General features: G+C 34.7%; 18 protein-coding genes. 10 read left to right on the top strand and 8 right to left on the bottom strand.

The features are described from left to right. The first annotated feature begins 83 nt into the window (after positions 1–83). The 3 genes from groES to AB8B52_RS03425 all read left to right on the top strand — a co-directional run bounded on the left by groES (position 84) and on the right by AB8B52_RS03425 (position 3005). Positions 84–359, top strand: a complete 276-nt coding sequence (gene groES / locus AB8B52_RS03435; protein WP_406025272.1) for a co-chaperone GroES — start codon at positions 84–86, stop codon at positions 357–359. Between the two features lie 114 nt (positions 360–473). Then, a complete protein-coding gene (gene groL, locus AB8B52_RS03430; protein WP_406025270.1) occupies positions 474–2105 on the top strand; it encodes a chaperonin GroEL in 1632 nt (543 codons plus the stop codon). Between the two features lie 237 nt (positions 2106–2342). Beyond that, complete coding sequence (locus AB8B52_RS03425) at positions 2343–3005, top strand: DUF6090 family protein (protein ID WP_406025268.1); 663 nt, start codon at positions 2343–2345, stop codon at positions 3003–3005. 32 nt (positions 3006–3037) lie between these two features. Here AB8B52_RS03425 and AB8B52_RS03420 read toward each other — a convergent pair whose 3' ends face one another. The 7 genes from AB8B52_RS03420 to xrtF form a co-directional block, all read right to left on the bottom strand. Beyond that, complete coding sequence (locus AB8B52_RS03420; RefSeq protein ID WP_406025266.1) at positions 3038–3973, bottom strand: alpha/beta hydrolase family esterase; 936 nt, start codon at positions 3971–3973, stop codon at positions 3038–3040. Positions 3974–4190: 217 nt separating this feature from the next. Continuing rightward, complete coding sequence (locus AB8B52_RS03415; RefSeq protein WP_406025264.1) at positions 4191–4562, bottom strand: heavy-metal-associated domain-containing protein; 372 nt, start codon at positions 4560–4562, stop codon at positions 4191–4193. A gap of 100 nt (positions 4563–4662) precedes the next feature. Continuing rightward, positions 4663–6918, bottom strand: a complete 2256-nt coding sequence (locus tag AB8B52_RS03410) for a TonB-dependent receptor (protein WP_406025262.1) — start codon at positions 6916–6918, stop codon at positions 4663–4665. After that, positions 6915–7649, bottom strand: a complete 735-nt coding sequence (locus AB8B52_RS03405; RefSeq protein ID WP_406025261.1) for a heavy-metal-associated domain-containing protein — start codon at positions 7647–7649, stop codon at positions 6915–6917. Before AB8B52_RS03405 ends, AB8B52_RS03410 begins: the two co-directional genes overlap by 4 nt. Positions 7650–7722: 73 nt before the next feature. Further along, complete coding sequence (locus AB8B52_RS03400) at positions 7723–8139, bottom strand: HYC_CC_PP family protein (RefSeq protein WP_406025259.1); 417 nt, start codon at positions 8137–8139, stop codon at positions 7723–7725. Between the two features lie 50 nt (positions 8140–8189). Continuing rightward, complete coding sequence (locus AB8B52_RS03395; RefSeq protein ID WP_406025257.1) at positions 8190–8618, bottom strand: exosortase F system-associated membrane protein; 429 nt, start codon at positions 8616–8618, stop codon at positions 8190–8192. After that, positions 8611–9162 (bottom strand): exosortase family protein XrtF, encoded by a 552-nt coding sequence (xrtF, locus tag AB8B52_RS03390; RefSeq protein WP_406025255.1) that lies wholly within the window; start codon positions 9160–9162, stop codon positions 8611–8613. The genes AB8B52_RS03395 and xrtF overlap by 8 nt, the downstream gene beginning before the upstream one ends. Before the next feature lie 90 nt (positions 9163–9252). On the opposite strand from xrtF, the gene AB8B52_RS03385 reads away from it, so the two are divergent. Beyond that, positions 9253–9711, top strand: a complete 459-nt coding sequence (locus AB8B52_RS03385) for a GAF domain-containing protein (protein ID WP_406025253.1) — start codon at positions 9253–9255, stop codon at positions 9709–9711. Between the two features lie 177 nt (positions 9712–9888). Here AB8B52_RS03385 and AB8B52_RS03380 read toward each other — a convergent pair whose 3' ends face one another. After that, positions 9889–11142, bottom strand: coding sequence for an ABC transporter permease (locus AB8B52_RS03380; protein WP_406025251.1), 1254 nt, complete (start codon positions 11140–11142; stop codon positions 9889–9891). A gap of 144 nt (positions 11143–11286) precedes the next feature. Here AB8B52_RS03380 and purH point away from each other — a divergent pair, with 144 nt between their 5' ends. The 6 genes from purH (at position 11287) to rodA (ending at position 18743) form a co-directional block, all read left to right on the top strand. Beyond that, a complete protein-coding gene (gene purH / locus AB8B52_RS03375; RefSeq protein WP_406025249.1) occupies positions 11287–12816 on the top strand; it encodes a bifunctional phosphoribosylaminoimidazolecarboxamide formyltransferase/IMP cyclohydrolase in 1530 nt (509 codons plus the stop codon). Positions 12817–13169: 353 nt separating this feature from the next. Then, the gene (locus tag AB8B52_RS03370) at positions 13170–14198 is read left to right on the top strand and encodes a rod shape-determining protein (protein ID WP_406025247.1); all 1029 of its coding nucleotides are present in this window, start codon (positions 13170–13172) and stop codon (positions 14196–14198) included. Between the two features lie 10 nt (positions 14199–14208). Then, complete coding sequence (gene mreC / locus AB8B52_RS03365; protein WP_406025245.1) at positions 14209–15027, top strand: rod shape-determining protein MreC; 819 nt, start codon at positions 14209–14211, stop codon at positions 15025–15027. Continuing rightward, positions 15020–15526 carry a rod shape-determining protein MreD gene (gene mreD / locus AB8B52_RS03360; protein ID WP_406025243.1) on the top strand — a complete coding sequence of 169 codons (507 nt, stop codon included), beginning with the start codon at positions 15020–15022 and terminating at the stop codon, positions 15524–15526. The genes mreC and mreD overlap by 8 nt, the downstream gene beginning before the upstream one ends. Then, entirely contained in the window at positions 15523–17463 is a 1941-nt protein-coding gene (locus AB8B52_RS03355; protein ID WP_406025241.1) for a peptidoglycan D,D-transpeptidase FtsI family protein, read from the top strand. Before mreD ends, AB8B52_RS03355 begins: the two co-directional genes overlap by 4 nt. Beyond that, complete coding sequence (gene rodA / locus AB8B52_RS03350) at positions 17463–18743, top strand: rod shape-determining protein RodA (RefSeq protein ID WP_406025239.1); 1281 nt, start codon at positions 17463–17465, stop codon at positions 18741–18743. Before AB8B52_RS03355 ends, rodA begins: the two co-directional genes overlap by 1 nt. Positions 18744–18918: the final 175 nt, after the last annotated feature.

Below are 18918 nucleotides of genomic sequence, written 5' to 3'. Positions count from 1 at the left end.
TTTGTCAGTTGTGCTGACTTGGCATAATTTTCGAACTACGCTAGAGCGTAATTAATAATTAAATAACCAAAAACATATAACAAATGGCTTTAAACATTAAACCGTTAGCAGATAGAGTTCTTGTAGAACCTATGGAAGCTGAAACTAAGACAGCTTCAGGTATTATTATTCCAGATAATGCGAAAGAAAAACCGCAAAGAGGAACAGTAGTTGCCGCAGGAAAAGGCACTAAAGACGACCCTATCACAGTAAAAGTTGGCGATACAGTACTTTACGGAAAGTATGGTGGTACTGAGCTTAAATTAGAAGGTAAAGATTATTTAATGATGCGCGAGAGTGACATCTTGGCGATAATCTAAATCGCTATTAGCTTTTGGCTGTTAGCCTTTAGCATACCTTAAAACAATTATCATATAAATAAAACCTTTTAGCTAAAAGCCAAGTGCTAGCAGCTAAAAGCTAAAACAATAAAAATGGCAAAACATATAAAATTTGATATTGAAGCACGCGACGGATTAAAACGTGGTGTTGATGCTTTAGCAAACGCAGTAAAAGTAACTTTAGGACCAAAAGGTCGTAATGTAATTATAGGAAAATCATTTGGTGCACCACAAGTGACAAAAGATGGTGTTTCTGTTGCAAAAGAAATTGAGCTAGCAGACGAGTTAGAAAACATGGGAGCGCAAATGGTAAAAGAAGTCGCTTCTAAAACTAACGATTTAGCTGGTGATGGTACAACAACTGCGACCGTTTTAGCACAAGCTATAGTAAAGGAAGGTCTTAAAAATGTTGCTGCTGGCGCAAATCCTATGGATTTAAAACGTGGTATAGACAAAGCTGTTGAAGCCATCGTAAAAGATTTAGACAAGCAAGCGCAGAAAGTTGGTAACAACTCTGACAAAATAAAACAAGTAGCTGCAATTTCTGCTAATAATGACGATACTATTGGTGAATTAATCGCAAAAGCTTTCGGGAAAGTTGGTAAAGAAGGAGTGATTACTGTTGAAGAAGCTAAAGGCATGGAAACTTATGTGGACGTGGTTGAAGGTATGCAGTTTGACAGAGGCTATTTATCACCTTACTTCGTAACTGACGCTGATAAAATGATTGCTGATTTAGAGAATCCATACATTTTATTATTCGATAAGAAGATTTCTAACTTACAGGAAATTCTTCCAATATTAGAGCCAGTGGCACAATCTGGTCGTCCGTTATTAATCATTGCAGAAGATGTTGAAGGACAAGCTTTAGCCACTTTAGTAGTTAACAAATTACGTGGTGGGTTGAAAATCGCTGCTGTAAAAGCACCAGGTTTTGGAGACAGACGTAAAGCTATGTTAGAAGATATCGCGATCTTAACTGGTGGTGTTGTTATTTCTGAAGAACGCGGTTTCTCTCTTGAGAATGCTGACTTAACCATGTTAGGTACTGCTGAAACTGTAACGATTGACAAAGACAACACAACTATAGTGAATGGTGAAGGAAAAGCTGCTGACATTAAAGCTAGAGTGAACCAAATTAAAGCACAAATAGAGACAACTACATCTGATTATGACAAAGAAAAGCTTCAAGAGCGTTTAGCGAAGTTAGCTGGCGGAGTTGCAGTTCTTTATGTTGGTGCTGCTTCTGAAGTTGAAATGAAAGAGAAGAAAGACAGAGTTGATGATGCTTTACATGCCACACGTGCTGCTGTAGAAGAAGGCATTGTTGCTGGTGGTGGAGTGGCTTTAGTAAGAGCTAAAAAAGTTTTAGAGAAAATTACTACTGAGAATTTAGATGAAACTACAGGTGTACAAATCGTTAATAAAGCGATTGAGTCTCCTCTGCGTACTATCGTAGAAAATGCTGGTGGTGAAGGTTCTGTAGTGATTAATAAAGTGTTAGAAGGTAAAAAAGACTTTGGTTACGATGCTAAGTCAGAAACTTACGTAGATATGCTTAAAGCTGGTATTATCGATCCTAAGAAAGTAACGCGTATTGCCTTAGAAAATGCCGCTTCTGTAGCTGGTATGATCTTAACAACAGAGTGTGCTTTAGTCGATATTAAAGAAGAGGCACCTGCGATGCCACCAATGGGTGGAGGCGGAATGCCAGGCATGATGTAATTTTGACGACGTTCAATTACTGAGTGGCAAATTGCCATAAATAAATTATTAACTTTAGTTAATGAAATTTTTAAAAGCCTTTGATGAAAATCAAAGGCTTTTGGTTTTTAAGGATCTCAAAAAGGTATGCTGTAGATGGAGCGCAGTCAAAGTCAGAACCTTTGTCGTTTTTTACAGCAACTAAAATTAAAAATCGAATTATATTTCTTAAATTTAGACAACTAATCAACCTACTCCATGGCAAAGAAAACTACAACTCTAAAATATACGTTACAAGAAATAATCATTGTTATTATTGGTATAACCATTGCCTTTAGCATGAATAAATGTGCTGATAATGCACGAGACAATAGTCTTAAGGAAGAATATCTTATCAACTTAAAAAGTGATGTTGAAAACGATAAAATTCAACTCGAAATAAATAAAAAAGACATCGAAAAAAAGTTGAAAATTTGCAATGCACTCATACCAACTTTAAACACAGGTCAAAAACATGGTATGCCTCTCATGAACGACACTTTTGAACTGGTGCAGTATACCACCTTTAGTCCCAAGAATACAACATTCAAAACGTTAATAAACTCAGGTGATCTTAAACTTATTGAAGATTTTAAACTCAAAACAAATATTCAAGGTCATTACACTAATTATGAAAAACTTGACGACGTGTACGCTAGACACCGTAGTTTAATAAAAGATTATTTAGGCAATTATATGATTATTGAGGCTGATTACGATCAACTTTTTGAAGACAAAACACCATTTAAGAACGAAATAAGACTGAAAAATATAATCCGAGCACTACTAACAACGTTTAGGGAGAAACAACGCATTACATTACAAGCCATTGAAAGTTGTAATTCTTTAATTAAAGACATTGATAAGGCTTTGGAATTATGATTCTTAGGTTTAATTAACGTCTTGTCATTAGTCTAAGGCAACTCATAGTTTTCAAAAAATTGCCACATTAAAACACTTGCATTAAAGTGATTTGTTATGTCCATATTAGGCAAAGCTTGTCCTCCTGGCCAAGTATGACTACCATCTTGACTTACATAGAGTTGAATTTCTGTATTATCGCTACAATCTGAATATCTAAAAAAATCATAGGTGTTGGCATTGCTAAAGACAGTTTCTCTTATTACATTACAATTATAATTATTGGCAATTAATAGCAATGTTGATTCTACAGATGGAAACTCAAAATTAATATTTGGTGCATCAGACAAGCCACCATTGTAAGGTGCAGTTTGATCTTGATACGAATGAAAATGTATAATAGGCACTTTTCGTGATGGGTTATAAGGAAAATCTTGAAGAACTCCAGCAACAGCAGAAACGGCAGCAAATTTATTTGGAAAACGATTGGCTAGTTTATAAGCTAGTTGTCCTCCATTTGAAAAACCTGTAGCATAAATGCGTTTACTATTTATAGAGAGTTGTTGCTCTAGTTTTTGTAGAAGCGCGTTAATAAAGCCGATATCATCTGTGCCTAAGGTGGTAGCTGTTGGGCAACAATCTCCTGCGTTCCATGTTCTAAAGCCAAGGGTTTTTATACCCTCAGGATAGACAACGATAAAGTCTTCGGTATCGGAAAGTTCGGATAATTGAGATTGCGCTTCAACACCTTCGTAGCCTAATAAGCCTCCTCCATGCATTGCAAAAACTAAAGGATAGGACATCGCAGCATTATAATTGCTTGGTAAATGCACAAAATAAGTTCTTTCCAATCCATCAAACACCATGCTATCATAAAATTCAAACTCAGTTATTGGATTCGTGTTGGTGTTGTCATTATTTGAGTTACATGCTACTATTACAATAACTGTTAATACAACTATAAAATAGCGTTTTATTTTTTTTGTCATTTTTACTAGCTTCTAAGGTTTGTTTGTATTTCAACATCTTCCTCGATTCTTATCCTAGTTGCTGAAAATCAATCATTACAAATAAAAAGATAAAATTGATTGTTATTTTACGTAAACACATCAAGTCAACTAAAAGATTTTTTAAAAATAATATTTTTGGAAATAAAAAAAGCCCAAATCTAAATTCGGGCTTCTTATAGTTTATAATTTCTTTATTTTATTTTCCTCCGCCTTTTTCACCTTCATGATCTTTAACCACCTCCTCATCGCGATACTTGCAACATGGATGTACAGATTGATATTGTGCTTCTGTAGCTTTAATTTCTTTTGTATCGTGACCAACAGATGCTATTTTAGCTGAGATTGTTTTTAAATCGGTTTTACGTTCATCAAAGATGAGTTTCAGCTCGTGTGTATCTACATTCCATACCGCAGATTTTACGCCTTTGGTTCTTATGGCTGCCTTTTCAATACGTTCTTTGCACATGCCACAAACACCATCGACTTCCATACTGGCTTTGGCGTTTTTGTTTTGTGCGAATGTTGCTGTTCCTATTAATAATGTGAAAATTAAAATTATTTGTTTCATGTTGTTTTGTTTTTAAATTAATACACTTTGACTTCGCTCAGTGTGGCACTATGATTTACTTTTTTTAGCCTTCCCTCTAGGAAAGTTGGATGGGCTTCTTTTACTTTATCTTATAACGCAATCCTGCATAATACATACTTCCAAAAATTGGGCCATATACAAAGTTACTATCAAAATTTGAGCCAAATGGATTGTCTGCACTAATTATTGGATTTGGCTGACGTACATTGGTTACATTTTCACCACCTAAATATACTTCAAATTTTGAAGAAAACACTTTAGTGACTTGTAAATTTAATGTTGCTACGGTCGGTGTTTCATTAACCAATTGAAACTCTGGCAAACTTAAATCTGTACTTGGAAAACGTTGTGCACTGAGCCAATTAAAGGTAGCATCAAACTTCCATCGACTTCCATTATCCTTTAATTGCGTTTCGTAACCAGCATTGGCAAATACACGATGCTTTGGTATTAATGGCTTTTCTAATCGACCAGAATTGTAGTCGGTTTGAATGTCGTAATATTTATAGGCTGCACGTAACTCCAAACCTTCGAATAGGTTATAATTCAATTCAAACTGAAAACTATTGGCAAAACTCTCCCCTTCCAAATTATAAAAATTAACCTCAAACGGGTTTTCCCAATCGACCACCACTTGATTGTGAAAATCGGTTCTATAAAAATCAAAAGTAATGTCTCCTTTTCTATCAAATAAATTAAAACCTTGTAAATAGCTTACTCCATAATTCCAAGCAATTTCTGGATCTAAACCGTATATTTTACCTCCAGCATCTGTAATATTAATTTGACGCGAACTGGCAAACATATTCTGATTTTCAGCAAAAATATTAGCCGCTCGCTTACCACGACCTATGGATGCTCTAAACGCCGACTTTTCCCAAGGTGTGTAACGCAAATGCAAACGTGGCGTTACAAAAAAGCCTAGTCTATTGTGTTGATCTACACGCAAACCTGCCGTCATGGTGAGTTTATCTAAATTATCGTAAGCATATTCAAAAAAGCCTCCTACTGAATTCTCCGTGCGCTCAAACGTTGCTGAATTCACTAGTTCGTCATAATGATCGTATGTGAAACTTAATCCTGTTTTTACTTTATGACGCGAATCTGAAATAATCGTATTATAAACTAAGTTAGAATAAAAACTATTATGCTTAATATCATATAAATTCAACCCAAAATAAGACTCTTGATTATGGTAACTAAAGGCGGTTTGAAACCCAAGACTTTGATATGGAATTGCCGGATTTACATAACCTAATTTTGTAGAAGCCTCAAAACGTTCTGTATTAATTTCGCTTCCCCATGCACCGATTTCACTCAGTGGCCCTGGATTTCTGGGATTAAAATTAGCAGGATTAAAATTGACTTGTCCTGCCTGCTTTTCGTCATTAAGATATTTTACATTAAGAAAGCTGACAACGCCTTTTTCAAGATTGGTATATTGCCAACGGTTCATTACATTAATTTGATTGTACTTTGGCATATCTAAGAAGCCATCATCATTAACATCGTGTTCCGCCTGTAAGGTGCTACCATGTACATACAAACCTGTACTCCACTTTTCAGATACTTTTGTGTTGAAATGTGTGTTTAATTCTAAACGCTCGTTAGATCCACCATATAGATTCACAAAAAATGAATCGTCCGTAGTAGGTTTCACGAGTTCCGCATTAATTTGGCCAGCAATACTTTCAAAACCATTAACCACACTTCCTGTACCTTTGGTAATCTGAATACTCTCTACCCAAGTACCAGGAATAAAACTCAGTCCGTAAGCCTGAGCTGCACCTCTAATGGTTGGAACATTTTCGGTAGCAATTAAAATATAAGGCGAGTTTAAACCCAACATTTTTATTTGTCGTGTACCCGAAACAGCGTCAGCAAAATTAACATCAATTGAGGGATTGGTTTCAAAACTTTCAGAAAGGTTACAGCAAGCCGCTTTTAGAAGTTCATCACTTGTTACCGTAAAAGTGTTTGTGGCTGTTACATAAGATTTTCTTGTGGTTTGTTTACGCGATGTAATTTCTACGACGTCTAAATCAGCACTGGCTTGCAACACGTGCTTTATATATTTATTCTCGTTAATCGTTATGGTATCGGTTTTAAAACCTACATAACTAATCACTAATTTATTATACGAAAACTTATAGGGCAAGGCAAACGTACCATCATCATTAGTAATGGCACCAACCGATGAGTCTAACCAATAGACATTAGCACCAGGCAATGGCCTTTCTTTTCCTGTACTTGCTTCTGAAACAATACCTTTTAATTGTTCTTGAGACCAAAGCAAGGCTGGACACATGAATAGTAGGATATACAAGACTCTCATAATGATAGGTTTTTGACTAACATGAACACTGCCATTACAATCATAATGGAATTTTCGATAAACGTGGCTTTTGTCATTGGCAATTTTAAAGCGGTACCCAAACAAGCACATTGAATAGTGGTTTTGCTAAATAATGCTTTTGTGACACCGACCGTAGTAATGCCAAGAATGATAAGCGCCACTATTAAAGCCACATTGATTTGAAAGCGCATTAAAAACATAAAACCCAGCGTCACTTCTATAAATGGATATACCCAACCATAAACTGGCAGTGCTTTTGCCAAAGGATCATACATTTTAAAACTTTCTGGAAAACCTTTAAGGTCTAACAATTTAAAAAAGCTGAAAACCACGTAGAAAAGTCCCATAAAATCGAGCATAAAGCCAGAAGTATTCCAAGGCTTACTATTTAATAATAGTGATGCCATTAAGATATAGGCAAATATTAAAAACAATGGAAATAGTTGTTTTAAATCACTCTTTTGAGTTTGATTACCAAGTGAAACTGTATCAAAATTAGGTGTTTCTTTTAATTCTGAAATTTGAAATTTATCAGATAATCTATTCTGAAAATCGTGAATTTCAATGTGCGATGACATTGTTATTGTTGCTGTTTGGGCTCCGAGATTTACAGAGACCTCGTTTACACGTTCTATGCTTGAAAGTGCTTCTTCAACCGAAGTTTTACAGCCGTTGCAGGTCATACCTGAAACGTTATAAGTATGTTTCATTTTAATTTAAATTTGAAATATTAATAATGAGCATCATTACGTTTGACGCTTAAAATCTGGTATTTCGAATCAATTAAATTAGGAATGTTTCATCCAAAAGGTGGATGTCTTTAATAAGTGTGGGAGGTAAATAACCTCGATGTGGAATAACTTTGTTTGGTAAATCTTCAAAAAGACTAACATAAGAAAAGCCGTAAGCCCTTAAAACTTGCTTTTGTAGGATTTCAAGATCATCAAAAGAGTTGATGGTTAAGTCCGAAATGCCTTCAACCACATCAATTTCGTCTTTACAACATGTTTTGGTTAAATTATCTGATGATCCTGTTTTGTTCAATTCCATAGCTCCACATTTTTCACTTTCAGAAAAAATAGCTACGTCGATTAAAACATCTCCACAAAAATGTTTCTCTATAGTTAAAGATAATGTAGAAAACAGTACCAATAACGATAGTGTAAAAGAAATGGTTTTATGTGTATATGATAATTTCACAGCGCGAAGTTACAAAATTATTAAATTGTGATGATAAAATTATTAAACTATTAACGATTCAACTTATAGTAATAAAACGCTGGGAATAGGAGAATTAAACCAATAGGCTGAATTAAAAAGCGTCTGATATTGAAGAACAAATAATAATCTTCTTGATTTGGATTGATTACAAAATACAAAAACGGAATGAGCAGTAACACATAAGCTATAGCATAGATAAGTACTGAAAACTTAATAATGCTTCTGTCTTTAAATATAAGATATAAAATACCTAAAGAAAATATTGTATTTAGAGCAAAACGCAGTGTGGTAAACAACACAAGTTTGGCAACTTCTCGTCTGGGACTGTCTATATACAGGTAGTCGTTTTTAAAAAATGTTAAATACGGATCGTAAAACAGATCACCTTCAAAAGCCCTTATTAAAATTAATAATAAGATGAGGAGTCCGACTAAAAAGTAAGTCACCACCTTATTCATTCGTCTGTATTTGTTTAGAAAACCGATTGACCCAAACCATCCAAAGTAAAAATACAGTACCATAAATCAACATCGGGAAAATAACGGTGTGCAAGATTTCGCGTCTCCATGGGTAATGATACAATCCAATGGATAGGACGACAATTCTTATTAAATTAAACGCATAAATGATAATGCTGCCTGCTAAACCATAAAATAGTGTTGTTTTAAACTTTCCGGCAAAGGCCACTAGAAATGACAAAAACAAAATAATGACACTTATAGCATTACAACCTTCAATAACACGTGCTACATATTTTCCGTTAATTACAATTTTCATTGAAGGCTCGTTAGGGTGTGGTACAACATCCGACTTATAATCTAAACCATTCAATAAGGCATTTGTTTGGTCGGCTACCAAATGTGTGAGGTAATCTGGATAAAATTTAGAACCATCAGACGCATTTAAATACACATTATAGCCAATGGTTAAAACACCATATACCGCTAAAAATGTAACGATAAAACGTATAACTGATTTATATTTTTTTAAAAGTGCCTTCAAATAGAAACTATAATAATTCGATGTTAAATTTATAAAAACTGCATTTTAAAACAGTGCATTTTAGATACTTTTACCAAAAAAAATACAGTAATGAGTTTACAACAGTTAAAACCTCAAATAAAAGCAATCGTTGCAATGCAGAACCTGAGTATTGACGAGCGGCTTTTAGACATTTGCAAACTCTTAGAAGCAAATATAAGTTATTACAATTGGGTTGGTTTTTATTTTAAAAACGGTGACAAAGACGAATTAAAACTAGGACCTTACGTTGGCGAACCTACAGACCATACGATTATTCCATTCGGAAAAGGCATTTGCGGTCAAGTAGCCATTAGCAATCAAAATTTTGTAGTACCAGATGTGGCAGCTCAAGATAATTATATTGCTTGTAGTATTTCTGTGAAGGCTGAAATTGTGATTCCTATCTTTGTCAATAATGAAAATATTGGACAAATAGATATCGATTCTAACACTCCCGATCCTTTTACGGAAGCTGATGAACGATTTTTGGAGTTTGTATGTAAGGAAGTTGCGACGTTTTTAACGTAAATCCCAATAGGAAGGGTTGGATTTAGAAAATAGTACATCGGCTATGACACAAAGTTCCACAAAGAAGGCACAAAGGCTCACAAAGATTCAATTTTGGCGACTAGCTATCGTTGATTCTGAGTTGGAATTTGATAGTTATTATTTGGAATTTATTTCTGGTTTTTTTAAACCAGAAATCTACATTCCAGTCCTAATCGCTTCCACAGGATCTAATCGGGAAGCCCTCAATGCAGGAACCACTCCTGAAATCAATCCTATAATTGATGAAATAAAGAAGCCAAGACCCATGTTTTGAGGCGACAATACAAATTCAAAATCTTCAGCGAGACGACTTCCTATGATGGTACCTATCCAAACCAAAAACAAGCCAACTAAACCACCTACCACGGCTAAAATAACAGCTTCAAACAAAAATTGAAATAATATAAATTTATTTTTAGCACCTAATGATTTCTGAATACCGATGAGATTCGTGCGTTCTTTTACACTCACAAACATAATATTGGCAATACCAAAACCACCAACCAAAAGTGAAAATCCACTAATGACCCAACCAATAACATTTAAGCTGCTAATAATACCATCTATTAAGTTTTGTAAACCTGCGATAATGGTAATAAAAAACGAATCAATTTCATCAGGCTTTATACCACGTTTATTTCTTAATACTTGCGTGATTTCTGCTTTTAAACCATCTATATCAGCATCTGCTTTTGGTTTAATAATCACGATATTTCTAATGTTGGGATTGTTATCTCCAAAACGATTTCTAACATAATTTGCAGGTAAAAATATAGATTCATCATTACTGTCGCCAAATAAACCAGAGCCTTCCTTTTTTACCACTCCAATCACGGTAAATTTCTGACCATACAAGCGCACTTTTTTTCCAATAGGTTCAAACGTGCCAAAAAGTGCCTTCGCAATTTCGGAACCAATAACCACAACAGCTTTACCAGAATTAGATTCCGATTCGTTATAAAATCGCCCTTTTTCAAATTGTAAGACTTGAATATCACTAAACTCATGAGACACAACGACCGTGTTAATACTATTTACCTGTTCAGACTCATATCTGATATTTTCTCGCTTTACAAATTTCTGCAAGCCTATGTGTTCAGCATCCGCAATAGACGATTGCAAGGTTTTAAATTCATTATATGAAATTTCGTCAAAAGTTTCGCGTTTCCATCGTGGCACGTCGGTTGGCCCAAAAGAAAAGCTCGCCAAATACATGGTATTACTGTCTAAGGAACTCAGTTGAGAGGTGATGGTCTTATCGAGAGAATCTACAGCAGCCAACACAGCAATAATCGAAAAAATACCTACCGTCACTCCCAAAAGTGACAAGAAGGTTCTGAGTTTATTATTACGAAGCGCATTTAGTGCGAACGAAAAACTCTCCTTTAACAAACGTAAATAGACCAGCATTAATAAATTCTTTTATAAGATTTTAAAGATAGGACGTTTTCAACAATTTATTGTTACAAAAAACTTAAAGAAACTGGTTTTAGCGCAACCCTTTCTTTTTGAATATCCGTATTTTTGCGCCATCGAAAAACACAACACAACATTATGAGCAACAAAACCATATCCTCGGCACTAATATCAGTATTCAGTAAAGATGGATTAGCACCAATTGTAAAAAAACTAAATGACCTCAACGTAACCATCTATTCTACAGGCGGCACCGAAAAATTCATCAAAGATTTAGGAATTGAGGTTGTACCAGTAGAAGATGTCACCTCCTATCCATCAATACTGGGCGGACGCGTTAAAACCTTACATCCTAAAGTTTTTGGAGGGATTTTAAATCGTCAGAATCATGAAGGTGATGTTGCAGAATTAAAGGAATTTGATATTCCTCAAATTGATGTGGTCATTGTTGATTTATATCCTTTTGAAAAAACCGTTGCTTCTGGTGCAAGCAACCAAGATATTATCGAAAAAATTGATATTGGAGGTATTTCTTTAATTAGAGCTGCTGCTAAAAATTATGCGGACGTTACTTGTGTCTCATCCGTTGATGATTATGCTGATTTTTTGGATTTGTTAGAAGCAAAAAATGGAGAAACGTCTGAAGATGATAGAAGACACTTTGCTGCCAAAGCATTTAATGTGTCTTCGCATTATGATTCCGCAATTTTTAATTACTTCAACAAAAACCAAGAGATTTCATCTTTAAAAATTTCAGAAACTAACGGAAAAGTATTGCGTTATGGAGAAAATCCACACCAAAAAGGATTTTTCTTTGGTGATTTTGATGACATCTTTACAAAACTGCATGGTAAAGAATTAAGCTACAATAACCTCTTAGATGTTGATGCTGCTGTAAATTTAATGTTAGAGTTTAAAAACGATGCACCAACATTTGCTGTTCTAAAACACAACAACGCATGTGGTTTGGCACAACGCGACACGTTACACCAAGCTTATGTAGATGCCTTGGCTGGTGATCCGGTTTCTGCTTTTGGTGGTGTTTTAATCAGTAATTCTGAAATTGATGTAGCTACGGCTGAAGAAATTCATAAATTATTTTGCGAAGTGGTTATCGCACCTTCATTTTCTGTCGAAGCTTTAGAAATTTTGAAAGGTAAAAAGAACAGAATCCTTTTAATTTTGAAAGATATCGACATGCCGCAAACCAATGTTAGAACCTGTTTAAACGGTGTTTTAGTCCAAGACAGAAACAACATTACAGACACACTTGAAGGTTTAAAGGCTGTCACAAAAACAACTGCTAGCAAACAAGAATTGGACGATTTAATCTTTGCTTCAAAAATTTGCAAACACACCAAATCTAATACCATTGTATTAGCTAAAAACAAGCAATTGTGTGCTAGTGGAACTGGGCAAACAAGTCGTGTTGATGCCTTAAACCAAGCCATTCATAAAGCACAATCTTTTAAATTCGATTTAAACGGAGCTGTGATGGCAAGTGATGCCTTTTTTCCGTTTCCAGATTGTGTAGAAATCGCAAATAACGCTGGTATTACTGCGGTAATTCAACCTGGTGGTTCAATAAAAGATGAATTGAGTATTAATTATTGTAACGCCAATAATGTGGCGATGGTTTTTACAGGAACTCGTCATTTTAAACACTAGAAAAAAGAGTTTAGACCGCTTCGCTTTTAAAATTAAAAATCAGACCTGACAATTGAACGTTAAAGTCATTTATATAAGGTTGGAAATGGGTGGCTAAAAATATAATATATAGATTTTAGACCTTTTCAAATACGCAGGTTTTGAACAGTATCGTAGTGATTCATAATTCCGATAGTGATTGAAACCTGTCTAAAATTTAAAAGTTGAATTCTTGCTTTTCTTTAAAATCACTTAAAAAACAGAAATAATCATGTAATAAACGTCTATTATCACATAAATATCGTATAATTAATTACTTTTACATATCGTCTATTAAACTAGACACGAATAACCCAAATAATTAATAATAGCACATGGGATTTTTTGATTTCCTTACAGAAGAAATAGCCATAGATTTAGGAACTGCAAATACACTGATCATACACAATGACAAAGTCGTTGTTGATAATCCATCGATAGTAGCACGAGACCGCATTAGCGGAAAAATTATAGCAGTTGGCAAAGAAGCCAACATGATGCAAGGAAAAACGCACGAAAACATCAAAACCATTCGTCCTCTAAAAGATGGAGTTATTGCAGATTTTGATGCGTCTGAGCAGATGATTAGTATGTTTATTAAAAACATACCTGCGTTAAAGAAAAAGTTTTTCAATCCTGCATTACGCATGGTTGTTTGTATTCCTTCTGGTATAACCGAAGTAGAAATGCGAGCGGTAAAAGAATCTTGTGAGCGTGTTAACGGAAAAGAAGTTTATTTAATACATGAGCCAATGGCTGCTGCTATTGGTATTGGTATTGATATTATGCAACCAAAAGGAAACATGATTGTGGATATTGGTGGTGGTACTACCGAAATTGCAGTGATTGCTCTTGGTGGTATTGTTTGTGATAAATCTGTAAAAGTAGCTGGTGACGTGTTTACAAACGACATTATCTACTACATGAGAACACAACATAACTTATATGTTGGAGATCGTACTGCAGAGAAAATTAAAATTCAGATTGGTGCAGCTACGGAAGATTTAGAATTGCCACCAGAAGACATGAGCGTTCAGGGACGTGATTTGTTAACAGGTAAACCGAAGCAAGTTCAAATTTCATACCGTGAAATCGCTAAAGCTTTAGATAAATCTATTTTACGTATTGAAGATTCCGTCATGGAAACTTTATCGCAAACACCTCCAGAATTAGCAGCCGATATTTACAACACTGGTATTTATTTAGCAGGTGGTGGCTCTATGCTAAGAGGACTCGACAAACGTTTGTCGCAAAAAACAGATTTACCTGTTTATATTGCAGAAGATCCGTTGAGAGCAGTAGTTAGAGGTACTGGGATTGTTCTTAAAAACTTATCTAAATTCAAAAGCATATTGATTAAATAAAGTTTAGATAATGCAACAAATTCTCAATTTTGTTATCAAAAACAAAACCTTTCTGTTGTTTTTATTGCTTTTTAGTGTTGCCTTAACTTTAGCCATTCAATCACATTCGTATCACCGAAGTAAATTTATAAATTCAGCCAATGGATTAACAGGTGGTGTTTATAGTTCGGTAAATTCTGTAGAACAGTATTTCAATTTAAAAGCTGAAAACGAATTATTATCCGAAGAAAACAAAAACTTACGAGAACAGCTGTTCAACATTGAAACAAATGCAAATTCTTCATTTATTGACAGCACATTTGTTACAAAATATAAAGTAACGCTTGCAGATGTTTATAAGAACAGTTATTCTGCAACCAATAATTACCTACTACTAAACAAAGGTAACACGGATAGTATTAAGCAAGATTTTGGTGTAATGACTTCTAATGGTATTGTTGGTATTATTGACAATACATCTAACGGTTACTCTCGAGTGCAATCGATCTTAAACATAAAAAGTAGAATTAACGCAAAATTAAAATCCACCAACCATATTGGTTCCTTAAGGTGGAATGGGACCTCTCCAATTTATGTACAACTCGAAGATGTCTCTCAATTTGCACCTGTAAAAGTAGGTGACACTATTGAAACTGGTGGACAATCGTCCATATTCCCTGAAGGCATTGGTATTGGTGTTATTGATAGTTTTGAAGAAGATATTAGTGGAAATACGTACACTATTCAGGTGAAATTATTTAACGACATGACTAATATTGGAACTGTTTATATTTTAGAAAATTTAGACCGTACCGAAATTAATTCATTAGAAAACAGCACTAATGAATAGCATTTCTAGTATAAATATCGTAAGATTTGTTTTACTGCTTCTATTGCAGGTGATTATATGTAATCATATTGATTTTCTAGGCTACATTAATCCTTACATCTACATTATATTTATTTTTCTATTTCCAATACGAGAAGAACGCTTAGTGCTTTTACTCATTAGTTTTTTATTAGGCATGTTAGTCGATCTGTTCTCAGACTCTGGAGGAGTACACGCAGCAGCTTCAGTGAGTTTAGCATATGCTAGGCCTATACTTCTAAAAAGTTCTTTCGGTATGCTATATGAACACCATAGTATAAAGTTTAGCACAACCGAGATAGGCAGTTTAATTGCTTACATTTCAATTGGTACTGTTATCCATCATCTTATATTGTTTTCACTAGAAATTTTTAACATTTCTAACATACTTTTAATCTTAAAAAAGACGTTATTTTCTAGTATTTTCACTATACTACTGAGTATATTGATTATAATTTTATTTAGCCGAAACAAAAAATGAGAAAATTACTTTTACTAACTACTGTTATTCTTGTTGGTCTTGTTTTTATTGCGCGTCTATTTTACCTTCAAGTTTACACCAGCTCTGCGTACAATATCTTTGAAGATACGGCCATTAGAAAAGAATTTAAATACCCAAAACGCGGTTATGTTTATGATAGAAACGGCAAACTTTTAGTCGCCAACCAACCGTCTTATGATGTGATGGTAATTCCGAGAGAAGTTGGCTATTTAGATTCCTTAGATATCGAAGAATTCTGTAGTCTTTTAAAAATAACAAGAAAAGATTACGATAAAAAACTGAAACGAGCCACTAACTATTCTCCAAGACTACCGTCTCCCTTTGTGCCACAGCTTTCAAAAAAAGATTATGCAGTGCTTCAAGAAAAAATGCGAAAGTTTGAAGGTTTTTACATTCAGAAACGATCGCTTCGGTCTTACCAAACAAGCATTGGTGCCAATGTCCTTGGTGATCTTGGTGAAGTGAATCGTAAGATTATTGAAAATGATGCTTACTACACCTTAGGTGATCTTATTGGTAAACAAGGTATTGAAAAAACCTACGAAGAAACCTTACGTGGAGTTAAAGGCATCAAATTTATTCAAAAAGATCGTTTTAATAAAAATATAGGCCCTTACAAAGAAGGAAAATTAGACACCTTACCTCAGCCAGGTAAAGATGTTACCATTACTATAGATTCTGAACTACAAGCCTATGGTGAGTTACTCATGAAACACAAACGTGGTGGCATTGTAGCTATCGATCCTAGTAATGGAGAAATTTTAGCTATGGTCACTGGACCAAGTTATAACCCTAACTTATTAGTCGGTAGAGAACGTAATAATAATTTTTCAAGCTTATATCTCGATAAAATAAATAAACCAACTTTCGATAGAGGCTTGCAAGCACAGTATCCACCAGGATCACCATTTAAAGTGATTAATGCACTTATTGGTTTACAAGAAGGTGTGGTTGATACAGATGATACCTTTACATGCAGAATGGGTTATTATTATGGTAGCCGAAAATTAACAGGATGCCACCATCATAGGAGTCCTGCAAATATGAATTTAGGAATTGCGCAATCTTGCAATGCTTACTTTGTAAATGTATACCGTCGTATCATCGATAAATATGAAGATGCTGGAAAAGGCATGAATACTTGGGCGGATCATGCCAAAAGTTTCGGTTTGGGTAATTTTTTAAATAATGACTTATCTGTGGGACAACCAGGACGAATACCAGATGGTGATTATTACGATAAAGCTTATGGAGACAATCGATGGGGCTCAACCTATATTGTGTCTAACGCTATTGGGCAAGGAGAAGTTGAAGCCACTCCAATTCAGTTGGCCAATATGGCTGCAGCTATTGGCAATCGTGGCTATTATTACACTCCACACATTGTAAAGAATATTGAAGGTGAACCTATTCCTAAAAAATATACAACACCAAAATACACCACCATAGATAAACGTCATTTTGAACCTGTTGTACAAGGAATGTTTGATGTTTACAATAAGGGAGGAACAGCACAATCTTTACAAGTTCCAGGTATTGACATTTGCGGAAAAACGGGTACTGCAGAAAACTTTATAAAAATTGATAGTGTAAAAACGCAATTAACAGATCACTCTATTTTTGTCGCTTTTGCACCAAAAGACAATCCGAAGATTGCCATAGCTGTTTTTGTAGAGAATGGGTATTGGGGAAGTCGGTTTGCAGGACGAATGGCGAGCCTAATGATAGAAAAACACATTAAAGGTGAAATTACCCGAACCGATTTAGAACGCTGGATTTTAACACACAGCTTAGAAGACGAATACAAAAAACCATATTCTGGAGAGCCATTTAAAATTAATGGAGAAGCAAAACTACAAGTGATAGATAACTATGCCATTAGAGAAGAATTTAAAGTCAAAAATCTCAAAGATTAATGTTAAGAGAAAATCATAGAGGCTTTAAATTCGATTGGATTACCATTCTCCTATTTTTACTTTTAGTAGTATTTGGCTATCTTAATATTTTGTCAGCGTCTCATGTTGGAGAGATCACAAGTTATTTTGATACGTCTCAACTCTATGGTAAGCATGTTATTTTTGTAGGACTCTCATTTATATTAATCATACTTATTCTTTCTATTGAAGCTAAATTTTATGAACGTTTTGCCAGTATTATCTATTTAATTGGCATGCTGGCATTAGTTGGCTTATTTATTTTCGGAAAAGATGTTAATGGTGCGCGCTCGTGGTATGGCATTGGCAGCATGACGATTCAGCCAAGTGAATTCGCCAAGTTTGCAACGGCCTTAGCAGTAGCTAAATACGTTAGTGATTTGGAAACGAATATGGAAACCATAAAAGATCAAATTAGAGTGGCTGCCATTATTTTTATTCCAGCTTTGCTAATTCTACTACAAAATGATGCTGGTAGTACCATAGTGTATTTGGCTTTTTTCTTTGTTTTTTATCGCGAAGGACTACAACAAGTCTATTTAATTATTGCCCTATCCTTAATCATCCTAGCTGTTTTAGGACTTAAATTTGGAGTCCTCATCACTACCGTAGTGACCACATTAGTTATTACAAGTGTTTATTTTCTTCGAAAGAAAAAACGCGGACCACTACTACAATATATCGTTGTACTTATTGTTGCTGTTGGATTTTCCTATGGTGTCAAATTGTTTTATGAGCATGGTTTAAAAATCCATCAACAAAATAGAATTAGCCTTTGGTTGCGTCTTGAAAAAGACCCTACGAAATTAGAGCGCATGAAAAAAGCCGAAGCCTACAATCTCATTCAATCTGAGCAAGCTATCAGTTCTGGAGGTGTTACAGGAAAAGGGTTTTTACAAGGCACAAGAACCACAGGGAAATTTGTACCAGAACAACATACCGATTATATTTTTAGTACCGTTGGTGAAGAATGGGGATTTTTAGGCACCAGCTTTGTCGTCGTGATATTTGTTCTTCTTATTATTAGGATTCTTTATTTGGCCGAAGGACAAAAATCACAATTTAGTAGGGTTTATGGTTATGGAGTGGCTTCTATCCTATTTATACATTTCACTATTAATGTTGGTATGGTGATGGGCTTGATTCCAACGGTTGGTATTCCACTCCCCTTTTTTAGTTATGGAGGCTCAGGACTTTGGGGCTTTACGATTTTGCTATTTATTTTTGTGAAGTTGGATAGCAATAAAATTAATGAGTGGTAAAAAAGAAGAAAGACTACTTTCGCTTTTAGACATTAAATGATAAACTTATTTGTAGTTAACTGATAAAATTGCTGCTACTACTAAAAGAAGACCATTCTCGTTAGAGAACAGCCTTTTATAGTTTCTAGTGTTATTTGAACTTAAAAATAATACCACTATTTATTTTTACTGTATT

The sequence above is a fragment of the Winogradskyella sp. genome, assembly GCF_045105575.1.
Taxonomy (GTDB): domain Bacteria; phylum Bacteroidota; class Bacteroidia; order Flavobacteriales; family Flavobacteriaceae; genus Winogradskyella.
This window is presented reverse-complemented; position numbering and strand designations above follow the sequence as displayed.

Bases quoted from the DNA above. Each gene is read 5' to 3' on its own strand.
- mreC (WP_406025245.1), top strand. From the start codon at position 14,209: ATGCAACAAATTCTCAATTTTGTTATCAAAAACAAAACCTTTCTGTTG.
- purH (WP_406025249.1), top strand. From the start codon at position 11,287: ATGAGCAACAAAACCATATCCTCGGCACTAATATCAGTATTCAGTAAA.
- AB8B52_RS03385 (WP_406025253.1), top strand. From the start codon at position 9,253: ATGAGTTTACAACAGTTAAAACCTCAAATAAAAGCAATCGTTGCAATG.
- groES (WP_406025272.1), top strand. From the start codon at position 84: ATGGCTTTAAACATTAAACCGTTAGCAGATAGAGTTCTTGTAGAACCT.
- mreD (WP_406025243.1), top strand. From the start codon at position 15,020: ATGAATAGCATTTCTAGTATAAATATCGTAAGATTTGTTTTACTGCTT.
- AB8B52_RS03410 (WP_406025262.1), bottom strand. From the start codon at position 6,918: ATGAGAGTCTTGTATATCCTACTATTCATGTGTCCAGCCTTGCTTTGG.
- AB8B52_RS03420 (WP_406025266.1), bottom strand. From the start codon at position 3,973: ATGACAAAAAAAATAAAACGCTATTTTATAGTTGTATTAACAGTTATT.
- AB8B52_RS03380 (WP_406025251.1), bottom strand. From the start codon at position 11,142: ATGCTGGTCTATTTACGTTTGTTAAAGGAGAGTTTTTCGTTCGCACTA.
- AB8B52_RS03415 (WP_406025264.1), bottom strand. From the start codon at position 4,562: ATGAAACAAATAATTTTAATTTTCACATTATTAATAGGAACAGCAACA.
- rodA (WP_406025239.1), top strand. From the start codon at position 17,463: ATGTTAAGAGAAAATCATAGAGGCTTTAAATTCGATTGGATTACCATT.
- AB8B52_RS03425 (WP_406025268.1), top strand. From the start codon at position 2,343: ATGGCAAAGAAAACTACAACTCTAAAATATACGTTACAAGAAATAATC.
- groL (WP_406025270.1), top strand. From the start codon at position 474: ATGGCAAAACATATAAAATTTGATATTGAAGCACGCGACGGATTAAAA.
- AB8B52_RS03370 (WP_406025247.1), top strand. From the start codon at position 13,170: ATGGGATTTTTTGATTTCCTTACAGAAGAAATAGCCATAGATTTAGGA.
- AB8B52_RS03395 (WP_406025257.1), bottom strand. From the start codon at position 8,618: ATGAATAAGGTGGTGACTTACTTTTTAGTCGGACTCCTCATCTTATTA.
- AB8B52_RS03355 (WP_406025241.1), top strand. From the start codon at position 15,523: ATGAGAAAATTACTTTTACTAACTACTGTTATTCTTGTTGGTCTTGTT.
- AB8B52_RS03405 (WP_406025261.1), bottom strand. From the start codon at position 7,649: ATGAAACATACTTATAACGTTTCAGGTATGACCTGCAACGGCTGTAAA.